An 18,914-nucleotide genomic window follows, 5' to 3' on the forward strand; every position below is an offset into this window, starting at 1 on the left:
TCCTGAGGAGCGTCCCTTGGTTGATCTACGCATCCACCATCGGACGACCTACCGTTACAGGCAGCCTGTCGAACTTGGACCGCATCGGCTGATGTTGCGCCCGCGAGAGGCCCGGGACCTCAGGCTGCGTTCGAGCGACATCACGGTAACGCCGGATGCAGCCGTGCGCTGGGCCGACGACATCGCCGGGAACGCGGTCGCGACCGCCATCTTTGCAGCACCGTCCAGCACACTCGTCATCGATAGCGCAGCTCAGGTCGAGCTTTCCGCGGTTGCCTATCCAGTCTTCGACATCGCCGCCTCGGCCATCTCGTTTCCCTTCCGGTACTCTGACGACGAGTGGACGGACCTCGGAGCACTGACGGTTCGGCAATACCCCGATGGGGATCGCCTGCAGAACTGGGCGCAGGGGTTCGTTGCGGGCTACCCCACCGATACTCTATCGCTCCTCAAGGACATCAATGCCGGAGTGAGTGTCGCGATCACCTACCGGGCTCGGGAGGACGAGGGCACACAGTCGCCGAGCCAAACCTTGTCATCAGGTCTGGGCTCATGCCGGGATCTGGCCACGCTCTTCGTTGAGGCGGTTCGTAGCCTCGGCTTCGGTGCAAGGGCTGTCTCGGGCTATCTGTACGACCCCACACGTCGCCTGCTTGGGTCGGCCGATGCCGGCTCCACTCATGCCTGGAGCGAGGTGTACCTACCCGGCGCAGGGTGGGTCACCTTCGACCCGACGAACGGCAGCTTGGGCGGGGCGAACCTGATCCTGGTCGCTGTGGCACGTGACATTCGCCAGGCCATGCCAGTGACGGGCAGCTTCATCGGGCCTGCTGATGCCCTCCTGGATATGTCCGTGGCCGTCGAAGTTTCGATTAGCGTGCCGCTGAACCCGCAAAAGGCAGGTCGCAAGCTCTATCTTCAGCGGGTTTGAGGCAGGCAATCTCTTCGATGCCTAGCTCGTCGCCTCGCGCGGCGGCAAATCCGGGAAGGAGATTGTCACGGTCACCCCGGCATCGTTGCGGATGTCGATGTCGCCCGCGATCTGCTGCACCAGCGAGCGCACCAGCCCGTAGCCGAGGGACCCCTCTCGCACGCCCGCCATGCCGACTCCGTTGTCCTGGATCACCAGTTCGATCCGACCGGGCTGCGTTCGGCGCACCTGTGCGCGGATCGTGCCGGAACGCGGAGACGGGAAGGCGTACTTGACCGCGTTGGTCACCAGCTCGGTCAGGGCCAAGCCCAGCGGGATAGCCCGATCAGCACTGACAAAGATCCCGTCCTCCGCCTGGGCCTCCAGCCGGATGCGATCATCGCCTTCGGTCAATGCCTCCAAGGCAGCACAGAGGTCGGCTACGTAGCTGCCGGCATTAACCTGCTGCACATAATCCGATCTGCTCAGCAGGTCGTGTGCTCGTGCCATGGCGTTGAGCCGCTCCTGGGTCTCGGCGAACAGCGCTTTGACAGCCGGATCGGACTGGCGGCGCCCCTGCAGGCTTAAGAGCGCTCCAGCGATCGACAGGCTGTTCTTGGCCCGGTGGTTGACCTCAATCAGCAACATCTCGCGCTCGGCCCCAAGCGCCTTCAGCCGCGCATTCGCCGCCTCTAATTCGCGGGTGCGGTCAGCCACGCGTTGCTCCAGCTCGGCGGCCAGCGCCTGCAGCTCTGTCTCGGCCTTAACGCGACGGGTGATATCGAGGTACGACAGGAAGTGGTTGGTGACTGTGCCCTGGCCGTCATCCAGCGCGGCGGCGAACAGCATCGCCCGAATCACGCTACCGTCCTTGCTGTACTGCAGGATCTCCAACGTTGCGTTGCGGCTCTCGCGGATTGCCGCCTCGTACTCTTGGACCGTCGCCGGACTAGTCTCCGGGCCGTTCATGAAGTGCGGATCCTGCCCGAGCAGCTCCTCCAGGCTGTAGCCTGACAGCTCCATAAACGCCTGATTGGCAAAGATGATCGGGTTGCCCGGCAGGGTGGCATCGGTGACGATCATCGGCATCCGGGTAAGCCGCACCGCATCGACAAAGATGCCCCCGTGCTGGCGGATCGCCTCGATATGCCGCTCAGCCAAGGTGCGTGCTGGGGTCCCAGATAGGTCGGGCTGAAATTCGTTCATAGCGGACCCTAGGTGATCCTGCGCGCAGAGGATACTTTTCCGACCTGCCCATGCAGGCGGCGTGCAGCCGCATTCTAGCGGGGTACGTTGACCTGACCGGCTTGCTTTGGACCGGGCTGATCGAGAGGATCAGCCAGGACCGGAGGAGTTGGGGATGAAGCGAGGTCAGAAGACGAGCGCGGAGCAGGTTGTGCTAAAGCTGTGGCAGATCGAAGTGCAGACAGCGCAGAGCAAGAGTTTGGCTTTGGTCTGCAAGGAGGCGGAGATCTCCGAGTAGAGCTATTATTGGAGAGGCGGCGCTGAGTTAATTGAGCGGACCATCTACCGACCGCCGCCCGTCTACATCATACCCGCCCTCCCGCAGACTCTTCCAATCACAATACTTGACTTGCCCGGCCCGGTCAGCCGGCGCTGGAATTTTTTTGCACTGTGTAGGCTTCAGCTCGCCAGCCTGAGACGCTTGGGCTACGATTTGAGACGCACGGTTGATCAAATGACGGCACAACTCCGCGCCGACGGCATCACGGTCTAGGTCTGCTACCCCGACACGTAAGTGGCGGACTTCATGAGCCTAGATCAAAGAAATCAAGTGCGGGTGCTGCGACGCCGTCACGAAGCCTGAATTGAGAGACGCTCATTCCACACAGCCGAGGTGATCCGGCGATCGAAGCGCGTGGAGAGTCGAGCGCAGATTGACATGGCCTGCCCCATCCGGTGGCCCAGGTTCGAAGTTAATGCATCGTCGGTATGGAGTTGACCCAGTTTGTGGTCCACGGCCTATGCAAGTTTTCGGGCCGTGACAGCTTGGTTGGCGAAGGCTCGGGGCGTCAAGCCACCCAGGGCCGTGTGGGGTCGATCTTCGTTGTAGTGGCACCTCCATTCCTCAATGCGCTCACGGGCATCCGCTAGCGACAGGAACCACGAGGCGTTCAGGCACTCGGCCTGCAGGCGGCCGTTGAACGACTCGATATAGGCGTTGTCGGTCGGCTTACCCGGTCGAGAGAAGTCGATCTCGACCCCATTCAGTTAGGCCCATTGGTCGAGCATGCGCCCAGCGAGCTCCGGCCCGTTATCGACCCGCTGACTCTTGGGCCGCCCCCGCAGCCGGCCCAAGGCGTCCAGGGCCTCAGTCACTTGGTACGCGCGGAAGTTGGCTCTCTGTGTGAGCGAGAGCGCCTCTGGCGTATGGCAGCCCACCACCGTCAGAATCCGGAACGGGCGTCCGTCGAACAGACGGTCGGGCATGAAGTCCATCGCCCAAACCTCATTCGGCTCACCGATGGCCGGCCGTCCCTGCCGGTAGCGCCAGGCACGCTTGCGCCTGGGCAGCTTGGGGCGGATCGACAGGCCCTCGTCCCGGTAGATCCGGTAGGCGCGCTTGAAATTCACCTTCCAACCCTCCCGCCGCAACAGGATGTGCAGCCGCCGGTAGCCGTAGACCACCAAGTACATGCCGAGGCTGAACAGCACGATCTGCCAGGGGGCACCGATCAGCACTTTGCAGATTGGAATGACCCGGCTCCGGCCCGCGAGCAGCACCAGCACCGCCGCGCCGGCACAGGTCACGACGGAGACCGGCACGCCTAACGGTTCGGTGATGAAGTAGGCGAGCAGCGGCAAGCCGAGCAACCGGCGCAACCGGTCGGCCTCAACGTCGGCGACTGCCTTGCCTATGCCTGTGCCCGCTACCACCGGCTTCCGCTGCTTTACAAGGGGGACCACTTCCCGCGGACCGACATCGAAGCAGCATGACCCTGGCCAGGAGTCGAAACCGTCATCGATTCGAGCGCGTCTCAGGCCGATCCGGGGGCGTGCAGCCGTTCGACCCCTGATCGCATCGACGTTTGACGTCGATCAAAGAGCCACGCTCGCCTCGACCGCGCAGAGATCTCCCCTCTACCGAAAAAGTTCGGGCCGGCAGGAGCCACCATCAAGCTCATGCAGCCGCTGGACAGAGTCCGAGATCGCGGCGCCCCGCTGCGATCTCCGGGCGGGGAAGTTCAGACGTCGACCGCCACTGGTTTGCCTTGAAAGCGTTGAATGGGGGAACGCATGCCGAACCGAGCGTCGGTTCACGCGACCAAAGCTGCCCGTTACATGATCCGTCAGAACTCCGGCCAACTACCGACATCCATCGACCTGTCCTCGTGCGACCGCGAGCCCATCCACATCCTCGGGGCGGTCCAGCCCTTCGGCTTCCTCCTCGCCGTCTCGCCCGACTGGATCGTCGCCCGGGCCAGCGCGAACGCGTCGGACTGGCTCGGACGTCCGGTCGATGCGATTCTCGGGCTGCCTCTAAGCGACATCCTGGATGGCGAGGCGATCCACGTCCTGCGCGGCCATCTCCAGACCCTGCGCGGACCGGACGCCGTCGACCGGGTCTTTGGGGTTCGCCTGTTGCAGGATCAAGGCCCTTTCGACGTTGCCCTCCACCTGTCAGTCGGTGCCATAGTTATTGAGGCCGAGCCGAGCGTTCCCGAGCACCTCAGCGCCGGCAACCTCGTGCGCAGCATGGTCTCGCGCCTCCAGCAGACTGCGGGCTTCGAGCTGCTCTGCCGCGAAGCCGTGCGCCAGATGCGGGCGCTGACCGGCTTCGACCGCGTGATGGTCTACCGCTTCGCCCCCGACGGCTCGGGTGAGGTCATCGCCGAGGCGGTGCGCTCCGGCCTCGACCGCTACCTCGGCCTGCACTACCCGGCCTCAGACATCCCGAAGCAGGCCCGTGCCCTGTACGAGCGCAACTGGCTGCGCATCATCGCCGACGTCGATGCCCCGGGCGCAGCCGTGCTGCCGCCGCGCGATCCCGAGGGCGAACCGCTCGACCTCTCGCTTTCGACCCTGCGCACGGTATCGCCGATCCACATCGAGTACCTTCGCAATATGGGCGTGGCGGCCTCGCTCTCCGTCTCCATCCTGCGCAACGGGCGCCTCTGGGGGCTGTTCGCCTGCCACCACATGGAGGCCCGGCACATCTCACTCGAACGCCGAACCGGCTCCGAGCTGTTCGGGCAGATGTTCTCGTACATCCTAGAGAGCCGCGAACGTGAGGCCGAGGTCGCGCAGGAGAGTCGGTCGCGCGAGATCCACACCCGATTGATGAGCGCGCTCGCCTCGGGCGGCACCAGCCTCGAGGACCTCTCCGGCTTCCTCGACGAGCTTTCCGGCATCGTCGCGTGCGACGGGATCGGGCTTTGGGTGAACGGCGAGGTCACGCTCCAGGGCGCAACGCCGACGGCGGAGGAGTTCACTGGCCTCGTGCGCTTCCTCAACCGAACCGCCGCGAGCCGGCCCTACGCCAGCGACGAGATCGGGCGCGTGCACGAACCGGGGCGCGACTTCACCGAACGGGCCGCTGGAATGCTCGCCATCCCGGTCTCGCGCACACCACGCGACTTCCTGGTGTTTTTCCGCTCCGAGGTCTCGCGCACGGTGACCTGGGCGGGCAACCCGAAGAAGCCGGCCACCCCAGGTCCGAATGGCGTCAGGCTCACCCCGCGTAAAAGCTTCGAGGCGTGGCAAGAGGTCGTGCACGGACGCTCGCTGCCGTGGTCCGAGGTCGAGTTGCGGGCCGCGGAGGCGCTGCGCGTGACCCTGCTGGAGGTGATCCTTCGACTGACCGATTCAGCCGTGAAGGAACGCAAGGGCGCCCAGGAGCGCCAGGAGCTCCTCATCGCCGAGCTCAACCACCGGGTCCGCAACATCCTAAACCTGATTCGCGGCGTGGTCACCCAGAGCCGCTCCGAGGAACTCAGCGGCAAGGAGTTCGCCGCGCTCGTCGGCAGCCGCATCCAGGCCCTGGCCCGAGCGCACGATCAGATCACCACCTCGAACTGGGGTCCGGGATCCCTGCGCAACCTCATCCTGCTGGAGGCGGGTGCCTACCTTGGCGCGAAGGCTGACCGCCTCGTCCTGGATGGCATCGACGTGCTCCTGGAGCCGCAGGCGTTCTCGACGGTGGCGTTGGTCATCCACGAGATGATGACGAATTCGGCCAAGTATGGTGCGCTGTGCGACACCCGAGGGCGGGTCGAAATCCGCTGGGAGCGTGACGCCCTCGATTACCTCGTGCTGCACTGGAGTGAGAGCGGCGGCCCGGCCGTCCGGGCACCGACGCGCCGAGGGTTCGGCACCACCATCATCGAACGCTCCATCCCTTACGAGCTCCAGGGTGAGGCCGAGGTCCGCTACGAGCTCACCGGGGTGGAGGCGCGGTTCACCTTGCCGCCCGCCTTCGTCCAGGCTGCCCCGCCGGCAACCTCGGCGCCCGGCCTCCGCGAGGCGGCGGCAGTACCGCTGCGCCTCACCGGAACGGTGCTGCTGGTCGAGGACAACATGATCATTGCGCTGGAAGCCGAGGAGTTGCTCACCGCGTTGGGCGCCGATGCCGTCGACATGGCGGCCTCGACACGGGACGCGCTGCGCCTGATCGAGGCGTCACCACCGGACCGGGCGCTGCTCGACGTGAACCTCGGTTCCGAGACGAGCATCCCCGTCGCCCGTCGCCTGGCCGAACTCGGTATCCCTTACGCCTTCGCTACCGGCTACGGCGAGAGCTTCAGGATACCCACGGACCTCAGCACGGTCCCGGTGGTAAAAAAGCCTTACGATGTGGACGCCCTGCGCCGTGCGTTCGCGTCATGAGGCGTTCAACACCCTTCGAGTGGTTGGGGCCTCGAAGCTCCGGCGTCGGAGGCGGGTGGTTGGCTAGGCGGGAACGGCGATGGCCCGTCTCTGCGAACCGATCCTGAGGGTTCGATGTGACCTATCGGAAGGTGCGGCATTGAGCCGTGACGTTTTCCCGAACCGCACCGTCTATCCGCTCGTAATAGATAATTGGCGTACGCCCCCGCAAACGAAGCCCATGGCCGACGATCCGGCAGGCGTGACGTTCCGAGAGGCCGTACTTGGCTCGGATACCGTCGACCGCCTGTCTACGTCGCTCGGGGGCTAGATGGGGTATTCGGGGTGCCTCGCGCGGCGGAAGCGGCGGCATGATGGCGCTTCGATCCAATCCCGGAGCCCCACCATGAGCGAGCAGCACCACGTCGGCCTCGATGTCTCCGTGAAGGAGACTGCGATCTGCATCGTCGATCCCCATGGTAAGGTCGTGCACCGCGCCACCGTCGAGAGCCATCCCGAGGCGATCGGCCGGCACTTGATCGACCTGGGCCACAGCTATGCGCGTGTCAGCTTGGAGGCGGGGCCGCTCTCGCCATGGCTCTACGCCGGCTTGGTGGAGGCCGGACTGCCGGCCATCTGTGTCGAGACCCGCCACATGCATGCTGCCCTCTCGGCACGCATCAACAAGACCGACCGCAACGACGCGATGGGCATAGCCCAGATGATGCGGGTCAGGCTGTTCAAACCGGTTCACGTCAAAACGCCGGCCAGCCAGCAACGCCGCCTGCTCCTGACCTCCCGCAAGCTGCTTCAGCGCAAGGCTTACGACATCGAGAGCGACCTGCGCGGCCAGTTGCGCAACTTCGGCCTCAAGGTCGGTGTCGTGGGGGCTGCCGGGTTCGAGCAGCGCGTGCGCGACCTCGTGCTCGATCTGCCCTTCGTCGCGGCTGTGGTCCTGCCGCTGCTGGAGGCACGCTCCGCGCTGCGGACCCAACTGGCCAAGCTGCACAAGATGCTGCTGGACCAGGTCCGCACCGACCCGGTCTGCCGGCGATTGATGACCGCGCCCGGCGTTGGGCCGGTCGTGGCGCTGACCTACCGGACCTGCGTCGACAACCCTGCTCGATTCGGACGATCGCAGTGCGTCGGGGCGCATTATGGTCTGACGCCGCGGCTCTACCAGTCCGGCGAGACAATGCGGGTCGGTCGGGTCTCGAAGTGCGGCGACACGATGATGCGCGCTGCGCTGTATGAGGCTGCGCTCGTGCTGCTGACGGGCCCACGGGTTCGATGGTCCTCGCTGAAGGTCTGGGGGCTGGCTGTGGCCAAGCGTCGAGGCATGCAGAAGGCGCTTGTGGCCGTCGCCCGCAAGCTGGCGATCGTGCTGCATCGCATGTGGCGCGACGAGAAGGACTTCCGCTGGTCGACGGGAGCCGCGACGGCAGCCTAAGGCTTACGGACCAGCATCACGCAACACCGAGCTCCTCCGGCGTGGAGGAGGTCCCTGTGGGGACGACGGGAGCGGGTGAGACCGAGGAAACTCGAGCGTCGTCCTGCCGAGCGCGCGGCTTAGATGGCTCCGCCCACTCCCTCTGATCCCATCATGAGGCGGCACTGGCCGACCTCGGAGAGAAGCAAGAGCTCCACAGGACCGATCACCCGTCGAACCAGGATGCGCACGAAAGGGCGTTGACCGATGAGCCCCGAATAGAGAACAAGTTTCCCGAGGCGACGTCCGCCAGCACCTGCTTCTCCAATGACAGATCGGCCACCAGGCGGCGCAACCGAGCGTTCTTGCGCTCAAGATCCTTCATCTTCCTGGCTTGGTCGACCTGAAGGCCGCCGTACTCCTTGCGCCCGCGGTCATAGCTCTGCTCGGAGATCTGCGCTTCCTTGCACGCCAGCGCCAAGCTCTTGCCCTGGACTGATTGCACCTCGATCTGGCGCAGCTTCAGCGCCACCTGCTCCGCGCTCGTCTTCTGACCTCGCCGAATGTCCGACTCCTTCAGTCCTGGCTGATCCTCTCAATCAGCCCGGGCCAAAGCCAGCCGGTCAGGTCAGGTCAGGTCTATTGCCTCAAGCTGCTAAAGCTCCCCATGTGCGGTCGCGCCAAGCTTGACTGCACCATCCCCTCTTCTTGCAGAATTACTTACTGAACTCAGCGATGAACCACTACGCGGCAAAATTAAATTTTGTCGTCAATCCCGCCAAATGTCAGTGTTGGCTTCAGCAGCTCGTGCATGTTGGAGCGGCTGGACGATCGCTCTCATGATCTCAGGGAACTTGCAGTTTTCCTGCCGTGAACACGCTACCGGCAGGATTGGACCATCTAGCCCCGGATCGACCATGAATTACCGGATCGAGATCCAAAAAATCGACGAGAATGGCTTACCACTCAAGCCGTTACATGTTTTTGGCGCCGACACGCCAGCAGAGGCTATCAACCTGGTAAGGAATGAATTCGCTTCTACATCGCCGGAATCATACCCCCGCAGCGCCATCATCTTTGACGAAAATCAGCAAATTATCCTATCATATACAGATGCGGTCCCGCAGAAAGATAATGAAATTTGATATATGTAGTTTATTTTGGCAAAATTTTTAGTAACCAATACAGGCCATGGCTTCGGCGATGGTCCAACGGTGTAGTCCCTCCATTACATCGTTTCGTTTCTCCCAGGACTTCGCCCCGCAACCAGGTTGGTATGCGGGGCGCTTTAAGGGAGCGCGCAATCGTGGGATTGCATCAGTCGCTTATCGGATCTTCAGACCGTCGATGGGTTACGATCATTGTATCCCTACTTCCCGTAGGCGTAGGAATATTCCTTGCCATTGGCATGATGTAGCCTGGACAATCCGGTGCGACAGAATGTGACGTAAGCATCTATAGAACCCGCGCCTCTGCATGCGACTTGATACTATGCCATAGGATTTAACTGCAATATCTTCTGATGACATGATATAATTCAAAAAACCTCAGCATTCTATCATAATAAATTAGACCGACGTTCAATTGTTTCGGTTCTTTCATGGAAGATGGCTATGCGGATCTTAATGCTGATGGCGATCTTGCCGCTGCTTACACCTGTTTGTGCGCACGCCCAGGCCGTCCCGCCTCAGCAGGCAGATGGCCGGGGTCCAGGTACAGGCAAGCCCGCAAATCTCTGCCAGGAGCTTGTCGCTTTTGCGCGTCGACCCGAAACTGTTACGAAGGCTGCCGAGACCCCACCGCAACTGGCAACAGCAGTGACGGCGAGGCGGAGCGACGACGTGTCTGCGAAACCTGTGGCAGATAATACGCCTCAGAGCAGTTCAGGGCAAAGTGGACAAATCACGGCTTCGGGACCGGGTGCCGCCGGGCCACAAGGCACATCTCAGAACATGGCAGCGCCTGCAGGCTCCACCGCAACGGCATCAGGACCGGAACGGAACAGCCTTGCCGCGGATTCGGAGGCACCGAAGCCCTCGGCTGAGAACGTGACGCAGATTGATAGTGCTGCCCAGGCCAACGACCTTCAGGCTTGCCGGGCGCTCGCGCAGAACATGCGCCGGGCCGGCGTCGTCATGCCGGCACCTCTCTTGGCTCTGGCGGCGATGTCGCCGAAGCTACTCGAAGCCGCTCCACCGCCGTGATGGTTAGAAGCTGCGCCACGCAATGCTGCAACCCCAAACAATCCTGAGGCGAAACTCTACAAGTTCAAACCGTAGGCTCGGCGATCATTGTGCGGGCTTGACCGTTCCTTCGATCAGCCGCTCATATTCGGCTTCCGGCACGCCGTAGGCTGCGCCAGCCTCCACCAAGAGCGCGTCACGGTCGCAGATGGTGATGGTGCCACGCCTGGTCGCAATGATGCCTGCACGCTCAAGAGCCGCCACTGCCGTCGTGAGGCCGGGTCGGTTCACCCCCAGCATCAGCGAGAGAAAGCGGTGGGTCGTCGGCAGTGTGTCGCCCTCGGTTCGATCGTGGCACATCAGGAGCCAGCGTGCGAGGCGTTGCCCGACCTTGTATCGGCCGTTCGCGAGCGCGGTACAGGCCACCTGCGTGTTGAGGACCTGAGCGTAGCGCAGGAGGTGTTCGTGCAGCACCGGGCTGCACCGCAGCACATCGCGAAAGGCCTCGACATGCATCGCGTAAGCCAGCCCAGCCGCCTGCACCCGAGCTTCGTTCGGGGTGCTCTCCGCACCCAGCAGAACCGGAATGCCAACCATTCCTTCGCAACCGACGAGACCCGTTTCGATCTGCTCACCGTCACGGGCTACCGCAACAAGCGAGACGATCCCGCGTTCGACGAAGTGCACGTAGGCGATGGGCGTGTCAGCCCTGATCAACACCTCACCCAAGGCGAGCGTCACGAGCTTGAGGTGCGGCTCAAGCGAAGCTAAGCCGGCGAGTGCAAATGCTTGCAGCAGGCGATTCGCGTAGGTTGAGGTAAAAGGCGGAGACATGATCCCGTCCAATGCAGGGCGGGAGTTCTCGAACCCTCGGTCGCCTGCGCCCAGATGCGTCAGCAAGCGATGCCTTCTCCTACGCGCAAGCGAGAAACATCGCAAGAACTCATCATTTGACGGGGTGAGTGTCGCATTCCTAACATACGAATTGGTATCTGTCGGATACGGTACCTTCGATGAAGCAAGCATTGATCCGCAAGCTCGAGGGCTACGAGGAGCTGTCCGATCAGGATCGATGGGCGCTGAGCGGGCTGGTTACCAAGGTCCGTCAGGTAGGGGCCCGCGTCGATCTGATCCACGAGGGGGACCCTCCAGAAAACGTCCACCTCATCCTCGACGGCTTCGCCTGCCGCTACAAGGTGCTGCCCAATGGCCAGCGCCAGATCATGGCCTTCCTGGTGCCGGGCGATTTCTGCGACTTGAACGTCTTCATCCTCGATCAGATGGACCATTCCATCGGAACGATCTCGACGTGTCAGGTAGTCGACATCCCGCGCCAAGCCATTGAGGACATCACCGCGAACCACCCGCGCATCACCCGCGCGCTCTGGTGGTGCAACTTGGTGGACGAGGCGGTGCTGCGCGAGTGGCTGGTCAACCTAGGCGGTCGGCAGGCCGACGAGCGCATCGCTCATCTTCTGTGCGAGTTGCTGGTGCGCTTGGGCGCCGTGGGCTGCGCCACGGACATCAGCTACGAGTTTCCTTTTACGCAGACCGACATCGCCGACACGATGGGCCTGTCCAGCGTACATGTGAACCGGACCTACCGCGAGCTGAGGGGCGCAGGTCTGATCACACTCAAGCATCGCACCTTGACCATCCACGATGTCGAGCAGCTGAAGAGCTATTGCGGTTTCAATCCGAACTACCTTCACCTTATGAACACGCGCTGGAGGGATCGCCGCAACTTAACGTGGCTAAACCAAGCTCGGAGCAGCTAGCCTTGGATGATCAGCGCAACGTCGAGACGTTGGTCGTTCTGCAACCTATCGCTGTCGACACCAGCAGCGCCGACCGGGATGGGCGATTGGTACTAGCCAACGGGATGCTCGTTGGAGTTTTGGTCCACCTTGACAGCCCTGAGCATGAGAGTAATGGCGGCTGGTTCCTAGAAGTTGGCCTCGGCCGCCTGTACGGTCTAAGGCCGCCGCCCTTCAACACCTTGGAGGATGCAACACGTTGGATGCGTCAGCGCCTAAAGCCTAGAGCCTAACCTGCACTATCAGGATCAGATTTGTCGTAAATAGACGAAAAATAGTTATTAGCCTTCAGCGGTTGCTTCAGTCTGCATCAACACATCCCTTGGCATCGAAATGAGCACGCGCAGCCCTTTCGGCTTCCAGCGATAGGTAATCCTGCCGCCGAGCTGGCCTTCGACGTTGCGTTGCACCAAGATTGAACCAAAGCCAGCATGCTCTGGAGTTTGCCTGATCAAGGGCCCACCGTTCTCGCACCAAATCAAGCTAATACTTTTGTCGTAGCGGCGGCAGCTTAAGCTCACGGAGCCATTTTTACTTGACAGCGCACCATACTTGATTGCGTTAGTCGCCAGCTCGTGGGTGACTAGTGCGAGACCTGTCACTGCCGTGTCGCGGATTCGAATATCCGCGCCGTCAAAGAGTTTGAAGCGCCGCTGTGCGCTTTCTTTGCCCTCGTAGGGCACCAGCAGTGTGCGTAGCAGAGCCTGCAAGGTCTGGATGGGAGGTGGCGCCACACTGCTCAGCCGTGATGGATGCAGATATTCCAACGCTCGTGCCAGACTGGTGAAACGATCGCGCAAGGTGCTTGCGTACGGCTGCACCAACGGCTGGCTACGCGCCGAGAGGGTAACGAGGCCGTTGACTAGAGCGAAGAGGTTTTTCTGCCTATGGATCAGCTCCCTGTTGTACAGTTCGTGCTCCGTCTTCGCCTGAACCAGAGCGGTGATATCGCGCGAAGAGGCTAGCAAGCCGATCAACTCGCCATCATCGTCCAGCATGCGCGAGATCGCCACGTCCCAGCAGCGCATCTCCCCTGAGGTACCTGGACGCCACTGACTGAAGCGTGTTGCACCCGTCTCCCGTGCGGCCTGGAGCCCGGCCATGACAGTCTCTTGAGCCTCGTCAGACCAAGAGAGCAACCAAGGTTCACCCTCGTTCTCGGAAGTGCTGCCGCTACGCAGCTGGCGGAGAGCGGTCGGATTGGCGAGCTGGAGGTTACCCTGCGGGTCGAGCACCTCAATGCAATCCGGGCTCGCCTCGACGATGCAGCGGCTCAACTTATCTACAGACCACAGGCTTTGTCTGGCCGCCTCGGTTGTTCCATGAGCGAACAATGAATGCGTTTGAAGCGGGCGATGAGGAGGTAAAGCATACCCTTGCAGCGAAGGGGATGCCGCCAAAGCAAGGCGGCTCCATAACGGTTCTGCGACCATAGCTAGTGCCTGTATTTTGCTGAATTGCACGATGGGAGTGTCGAGGCAGGAGCACCCTAAAAAGGAACAGGAGCATTTCTACAACATTAGATGCCTTTTTGGAAACAATATTCATAAATTAACCTGTGTTTGCATACTCGCCTTCTAAAGGATACGTCGCCATCAAAACTGTATAGTGATAGGTATAAGCCGGCTAGAAAGTTCAAACTATTTCGACTCGCAGATCAAAGAGCTGCGGTCGGGATGAGGCTCGGCTCGCGCCCGCCTCCGCTACACTCACGACGCGAGTGACTGCTTCCCGCGCTGTTTCGGCCAACAAGGCTTAGACCCGTGAGGCTTGCTGGGGCACATCGACACCACTTAAATAGGCCTGCGGTTCCTGCTTCTTCAACGACATGACGCCCTGATCGCCGAGCCGATTTCAGACACTCCAACAACGGGTTCTGAACATGGCGCACCGCCCTGCGCTCCAGCTTGCGGGGGAAGTCTGCATTTTCCCTACCTGGACCATCGTCGTGAGCTTTCGCCGACGCGGCGGCGTTGTCGTTTCAGACGGCGGAGGCCTAGCAGGGCACGTGAGACAGACCCAGATGCGGCAGGTCGTGGCTGGCCCCAGCGAGGGCGTGATCCTGATCGAGCTGGGTCGGACCATCTCTCTACGCCAACGAGGCCGCGCTCACAGTGCACGGTACGGGCGCTGTCGACGACACAGTCGCTGAGCACCGGCGCAATTTCGTGCTGGACTACCGTAGCCACAAGGCAGCCGCGAGGCCGCAAAGCCGGGGCAGAAACATCAAGTTGTGTGTGGGTCAGGCCCACGAGTCGCCTGAGGAGGTCGCGCGTGGAGCGCGGAGCACGGCTGCAGGACTGAGCGGCGCAGTCACCCGTCTACCTTATGCCCGCCCTCCAGCGGGCTCTTCCATCTCGATACTTGACTTGCCCCACCCGGCTCAGCCGAAGCCGGGTTTTTCGTGCGCCGACCTAAACGAGCTATCGCGCGCGATCCGAGATCACCATCGGGCCGGTCACAACGTTTACCGGAGAGACGCCGAAGGAAGTGGTACGCGCAGGTGCGTGGAGCGCGGGCCCCTAAGGTGTTGAGCTGATCCGCCCACCGCTGGTCTGTGCCGTTCACCGAGCCTGCTGCTCCGTGATTGACCCTCCCCATTCCGACGGTTCACCGTCGTGAAAATGCGACCACACGAGATAGACGGTAAGCAGGACGACAGCAGCGCAGAAGAAGACCGAGCAGCGGGGCATTAACTGCGCTCCCGTCGCGACCCGAGCACCATGAAGGCCAGTGAGCCGCCGGCAATCAGCCCGAGGACGAACCCGGCACCAAAGTGGCTATCCTGTTGGTGGGTGCCCAGCCAGAGGCTTCCTACGACCAACGACACGATCAGCGTGAGAACAGCGGGGTCAACGAGACGGCGGTAACGGGACATAATAGGACGGTAGCCCGGGCGAGGCCATCCTCGAAGCGGTCCGATTAAGACGTTCGTGCGAGAGCCGCGGAGGAGGTGGAGCGGAGGGCATGTATTGAGAGAATCGCCGCCCGGAGTGTAGGGCCAAGGGAAAGAAATTGTCGGTCAGCTCGACGCCGGCGCATTTGGCTTCAACTTCGTCCGCTGTCGCCTTCGTCGCATGCCTGGATACGACATCACCTCTGCGGGTTGTTTGCGCACGTAACTTTTAGGATCAAATATGAAAACCGTTCTCACCGCCGCCTGCGGACTAGCGCTGGCGGTCGCAGGCTTTGCCTCTCTCCCCATCTCCGCGGGCGCGCAGACGCGATCCGGATCGGGAGCCATCGTTACGGACGATGGTAGCGTAACCGGCGGACGCGACCGAGGCGTCACGATTTCTCGGGGCGCCACGGGCGCGGACACCATCACCAACAACTCCGCGGCCGGCGGCAACGCCAATCAACCCGAACGAGCCGTGCCCCAGGGCAGTGGCGGCGGCGGCAGTGGGAGCGGCCCCGGCAACTAAGCTCTATCCCACCGAACATTTTCAGCCCCGCCCGGCTCAGCCGCGGTAGGGTTTTTCCGCTACTGCGCAGACCGGCCAGTTATATGGGATTGGCAGCGGGCGGGGGCGCTTCCGTTTGGAGGGGCGGACTATCTACCGACCGCCGCCCGTCTACCTCATGCCCGCCCTCCAGCGGGCTTCGATACCGGACTTGCCCCACCTCGGCGCGCCGCGGTGGGGTTTTTCATGCGCCTACCCATGCAGGGGCGCTACGCAGAATGTGAAGGGCCAAGCCTCCAAGAACGGTGCCAGCGCCGATGAGTACGAGGATATCGCCGAGTGACATAGGTTGTTTCATGGCCACTTTTTGCGGCTCAACGGACCTACAATCCATCGGAGAAAGGGGCTCTAACGCGGTTTTGATTTGGCGCAGGAGAATCGCCACTAAAGGGATGGCTCCGCCCGGTTCGGCCACGGCGGAGTTTTCCGTGCGCGACCCAGCCGGACGTTGACCCAGAGACCGAGCGCACGCGGCCTTACATCGGCGATTGGTGGCGGACGGGGTCGCTTCCGTTTGGAGGGGCTGCGCCGGGATGAGGCAACCCATCCTAACAATTAGTTGCACCAGGGCGGTGTTGCCAACTCAAGCTAGCGGCCGATTTGCGGCACATCCTCTTACGCGGGAATTGCATCGTTGGCCCAAGCATCTGACCCCGGTGGGGCCGGAAACGAAACGGACCCCCTCGTCGCCATCTTCAGGCTCTGCACTGAAGCCGCGCAAATCATTGATCCGGCCGAGACGCCTCACATCCACGAGGCGATGCAGGAGCTTTTGAAGGAGATCGGAATGGAGATGGGGCGGCGCTTGAACGCTCGCCTTCACTGATCGCAGCCCATCATCTGCCGCCTACGTCAGGCCCGTTCTCAAGCAGGTGTCTCCCGAGCCTCGCCTGGTTCAGCCGCGGTGGGGTCATTCGTGTTCGAGGCCGGGCAAGGCCTCGGAGGGGGAGGTGCGGGCGATGTCGTGAAGCGGGTAGGCACCGCCAACGGGAGGTTCTGGATTCTGGCGGTGGGGGACCCGCGCCAGTGCTCCTCCGTGGCGACCGGCCCGGTCATCGAGCTGCTTTGGGAGGCGCTGGGTAAGGAAGCGATCCCCGAGATCCTGACGACTGCTCGTCAGAGAGAGCAGGGCGAGCGTGAGACGACCGGCATGTTCCGGCAGGGGCGGGCGGTAGAAGCGCTGTTGCGCAAGCGACGCGACGGAACTGCGCGGCTCGTGCCCGGCTCGCCCGCAACGGTTGCGGAGGTGGTCGCCGACTTTTGGACCGAGCGACATGCCGAGCACGCCAACGATCCGACCTACAGCCTATCGGTGAGCGCTCCGCCCAACGCCGATGCGCTGATGCTGGCGAGTGCGATCCGCGGCCGGAAGAGGAAGGCGGGCGAACTCATCGGCCCGGATCATCTCGTCCAGGCGACTGACAACGTCGGACGCAAGTTCGGGGTCACCCTGGCTGTGGGCGACAGGGTTCGGCTGTTCGCACAGCTCGAGTGATGGGCTTCTTTCGACCGATTTTGTTCTCTAATGAGTCAATGGGCGGCAGCTCAATCCAGAGCGTTCGACGCTTTCGGGTGCCTGCGTTCTCTACGTGCTCGTGCGGCACTTGATGGGGTCAGCTGGGTGCAAAGCGGCTCGGTTGAAAGCGCAGTCGGCGCAAGGCCGCATGCTACAGAATCGGCGCCATCTTCTGCTCCCTCCCTCGGGCGTCGCTCCCGCTCGGGAGCTCGGTTCGGCCTCCTGTCCGGTGATGTCAGCCGCTACGCAGGTCGGAACTCGGTGCCCTGCCGCAGCATCGCGTGCATGATGATCGCTAGCCGGCGCGCGAGAGCGATGCGGGCCTTGCGCATCGTAGAGCGCTTCGCGATGGCCAGAGCCCAAGCCTTCAGCTTCAGGGGCTGCCTGCAGCGCGTCAGCATCACGTTGGCGGCTTCGTACAGCAGCGTTCTGACCCGCCGGTCGCCGCACTTCGAGATGCTACCGGTGTAGTCGACCTCGCCCGATTGGTAGCGTCGCGGAACAAGGCCAAGATACGGACCGACGTCGCGGGAGCGCCTGAAGCGCTCAGGATCATCGACGGCTGCCGTGAAAGCGAGCGCGGTGAGTTGACCGACGCCCGGGATCGTCATCAACCGCCGGCAGGCATCTGAGGCTCGGACCATCCGCTTGATATCTGCATCGATGGCGGCGACAGCTGCCAGCACGGCAGCTCGTGCTCCGATCAGGCCGCGCATGGCGGCGGACAGTCCAGCGATCCCCTCGCTCGAACGCAGAGCCTGCTCGATGAACGCAGGGCTGAGCGCCCGCGGTAGCCGCACCCCGAACACGACGGCAAGACCGCGGATCTGGTTCTCCAGCGTGACCCGCTGGCCGACCAGCTTCTTGCGCGCGATGATCAACGACCTCACGGCGTGTGCCGGCAGCGACTTCACGTGCACCGGCTTGAAGAAGCCTGTTCGTGCCAGATGAGCCAGACCGCGCGCATCGTTCCGGTCGGTCTTGTGCGTCGTAAGCGACTTCAAGGCTTGGTAAGCCTGCCGGCTCTCGACGCAGACGACCGGCACACCATGGTCGGCCAAGCCGTGGAACAGCATTGGAGCCATCCGGCCTGTCTCGAACACAACCCGACGGCAGGCAGGCGCCTTCGCGAGTTCCTGCGCGATGTCGGCAGGCGTAGAGGCCACCTTCGCCTGATGGGTAACTACTCCGTCGCGGTCGACCACGCAGACGTGCGTCTCCTCCATCGAGACATCTAGGCCAGCGAAATACTCCATAATCAGCCTCCTCTTCCGGCAGCGGAGCCGATCCTATCGACTTCCGCAGAAGAGCTGCCGCCCATTACCCGATGTTGAAAAACTCGGCTGTTGCAGCGGCATTTACGAGGTGATTCACTGCCGTTGTGAGGCGGGTGGCGATCGGCGGGTTTCGACGACGAGCAGCGCAGCGCTGAAGCGGGCCGAGGCGATGGCCGCGCGCATGCCGGGAACGGCCGCCTTGCAGATCGTGGCCGACGACGAGACCGGCGAACTCAAGAGCGCGACGATCCTTGGGCAGTTCGGCGAGGTGCCGGACGATTTCGCCGAGAGTTTGCAGGCGGCCTGACCATGCGCACCATCATCGAGATCGACAACGGCAACGCCGCAGCCATCAGCGGCGGCGGGAAGGATCTGGCCGACCTGCTGGTCCGCGCTGATGACCGGAAGCAATGCGTCTTGGATAAGCTGCGACCCTTCGGGATCCAGCGCATCGTAGAGCGTCACCCGACCGAACCGGCGAAGGTTGTCGTT

The 18,914-nt window shown here is 62.6% G+C and carries 13 protein-coding genes and 3 pseudogenes; 10 read left to right on the plus strand and 6 right to left on the minus strand.

Translation table 11 applies throughout. The features are described 5' to 3' along the window. Positions 1–16: 16 nt before the first annotated feature. Positions 17–931, plus strand: a complete 915-nt coding sequence (locus MSPGM_RS05920) for a transglutaminase N-terminal domain-containing protein (RefSeq protein WP_209688733.1) — start codon at positions 17–19, stop codon at positions 929–931. Positions 932–952: 21 nt separating this feature from the next. On the opposite strand, the gene MSPGM_RS05925 is transcribed toward MSPGM_RS05920, so the two are convergent. Beyond that, positions 953–2,116 (minus strand): sensor histidine kinase, encoded by a 1,164-nt coding sequence (locus tag MSPGM_RS05925; protein ID WP_253389217.1) that lies wholly within the window; start codon positions 2,114–2,116, stop codon positions 953–955. A gap of 154 nt (positions 2,117–2,270) precedes the next feature. On the opposite strand from MSPGM_RS05925, the pseudogene MSPGM_RS05930 reads away from it, so the two are divergent. Beyond that, positions 2,271–2,390: pseudogene (locus MSPGM_RS05930) on the plus strand (IS3 family transposase); the annotation flags it as partial. A gap of 503 nt (positions 2,391–2,893) precedes the next feature. Here MSPGM_RS05930 and MSPGM_RS05935 read toward each other — a convergent pair. Beyond that, positions 2,894–3,745, minus strand: a pseudogene (locus tag MSPGM_RS05935) (IS3 family transposase); the annotation flags it as partial. 468 nt (positions 3,746–4,213) lie between these two features. On the opposite strand from MSPGM_RS05935, the gene MSPGM_RS05945 reads away from it, so the two are divergent. Together MSPGM_RS05945 and MSPGM_RS05950 are read left to right on the plus strand one after the other, a co-directional pair. Then, positions 4,214–6,757, plus strand: coding sequence for an HWE histidine kinase domain-containing protein (locus tag MSPGM_RS05945; RefSeq protein WP_082290939.1), 2,544 nt, complete (start codon positions 4,214–4,216; stop codon positions 6,755–6,757). Positions 6,758–7,142: 385 nt separating this feature from the next. Then, entirely contained in the window at positions 7,143–8,186 is a 1,044-nt protein-coding gene (locus MSPGM_RS05950; protein WP_209688679.1) for an IS110 family transposase, read from the plus strand. 265 nt (positions 8,187–8,451) lie between these two features. Here the strand turns inward: MSPGM_RS05950 and MSPGM_RS05955 are convergent. Next, positions 8,452–8,730 (minus strand): annotated as a pseudogene (locus tag MSPGM_RS05955) (transposase); the annotation flags it as partial. A gap of 121 nt (positions 8,731–8,851) precedes the next feature. Between MSPGM_RS05955 and MSPGM_RS05960 the strand changes: the two are divergent. Both MSPGM_RS05960 and MSPGM_RS05965 read left to right on the plus strand, forming a co-directional pair. Beyond that, the gene (locus MSPGM_RS05960) at positions 8,852–9,310 is read left to right on the plus strand and encodes a hypothetical protein (protein ID WP_209688678.1); all 459 of its coding nucleotides are present in this window, start codon (positions 8,852–8,854) and stop codon (positions 9,308–9,310) included. A gap of 903 nt (positions 9,311–10,213) precedes the next feature. Continuing rightward, positions 10,214–10,369: a hypothetical protein gene (locus MSPGM_RS05965; RefSeq protein ID WP_209688677.1), complete on the plus strand. Its 156-nt coding sequence runs from the start codon at positions 10,214–10,216 to the stop codon at positions 10,367–10,369. Positions 10,370–10,453: 84 nt separating this feature from the next. Here MSPGM_RS05965 and MSPGM_RS05970 read toward each other — a convergent pair whose 3' ends face one another. Continuing rightward, entirely contained in the window at positions 10,454–11,248 is a 795-nt protein-coding gene (locus MSPGM_RS05970; RefSeq protein ID WP_253394290.1) for a Crp/Fnr family transcriptional regulator, read from the minus strand. 113 nt (positions 11,249–11,361) lie between these two features. On the opposite strand from MSPGM_RS05970, the gene MSPGM_RS05975 reads away from it, so the two are divergent. Beyond that, a complete protein-coding gene (locus MSPGM_RS05975) occupies positions 11,362–12,126 on the plus strand; it encodes a Crp/Fnr family transcriptional regulator (protein ID WP_209688676.1) in 765 nt (254 codons plus the stop codon). A gap of 320 nt (positions 12,127–12,446) precedes the next feature. Here MSPGM_RS05975 and MSPGM_RS05980 read toward each other — a convergent pair whose 3' ends face one another. Beyond that, on the minus strand, positions 12,447–13,628 hold the full coding sequence (locus tag MSPGM_RS05980; RefSeq protein ID WP_209688675.1) for a PAS domain-containing protein: 1,182 nt from the start codon (positions 13,626–13,628) through the stop codon (positions 12,447–12,449). 1,674 nt (positions 13,629–15,302) lie between these two features. Between MSPGM_RS05980 and MSPGM_RS05985 the strand changes: the two genes are divergently transcribed. Further along, entirely contained in the window at positions 15,303–15,590 is a 288-nt protein-coding gene (locus MSPGM_RS05985) for a hypothetical protein (protein ID WP_253389214.1), read from the plus strand. A gap of 955 nt (positions 15,591–16,545) precedes the next feature. Beyond that, positions 16,546–17,124 carry an AAA family ATPase gene (locus tag MSPGM_RS05990; RefSeq protein WP_253389213.1) on the plus strand — a complete coding sequence of 193 codons (579 nt, stop codon included), beginning with the start codon at positions 16,546–16,548 and terminating at the stop codon, positions 17,122–17,124. A 263-nt stretch (positions 17,125–17,387) separates the two neighbouring features. Here MSPGM_RS05990 and MSPGM_RS05995 read toward each other — a convergent pair whose 3' ends face one another. Next, positions 17,388–18,401 carry an IS110-like element ISMdi14B family transposase gene (locus tag MSPGM_RS05995; RefSeq protein ID WP_101475451.1) on the minus strand — a complete coding sequence of 338 codons (1,014 nt, stop codon included), beginning with the start codon at positions 18,399–18,401 and terminating at the stop codon, positions 17,388–17,390. A 100-nt stretch (positions 18,402–18,501) separates the two neighbouring features. Here MSPGM_RS05995 and MSPGM_RS06000 point away from each other — a divergent pair, with 100 nt between their 5' ends. Continuing rightward, positions 18,502–18,729: a hypothetical protein gene (locus tag MSPGM_RS06000; RefSeq protein ID WP_209688732.1), complete on the plus strand. Its 228-nt coding sequence runs from the start codon at positions 18,502–18,504 to the stop codon at positions 18,727–18,729. Positions 18,730–18,914: the final 185 nt, after the last annotated feature.

The organism is Methylorubrum sp. GM97 (assembly GCF_024347855.1).
Lineage (GTDB): Bacteria > Pseudomonadota > Alphaproteobacteria > Rhizobiales > Beijerinckiaceae > Methylobacterium > Methylobacterium extorquens.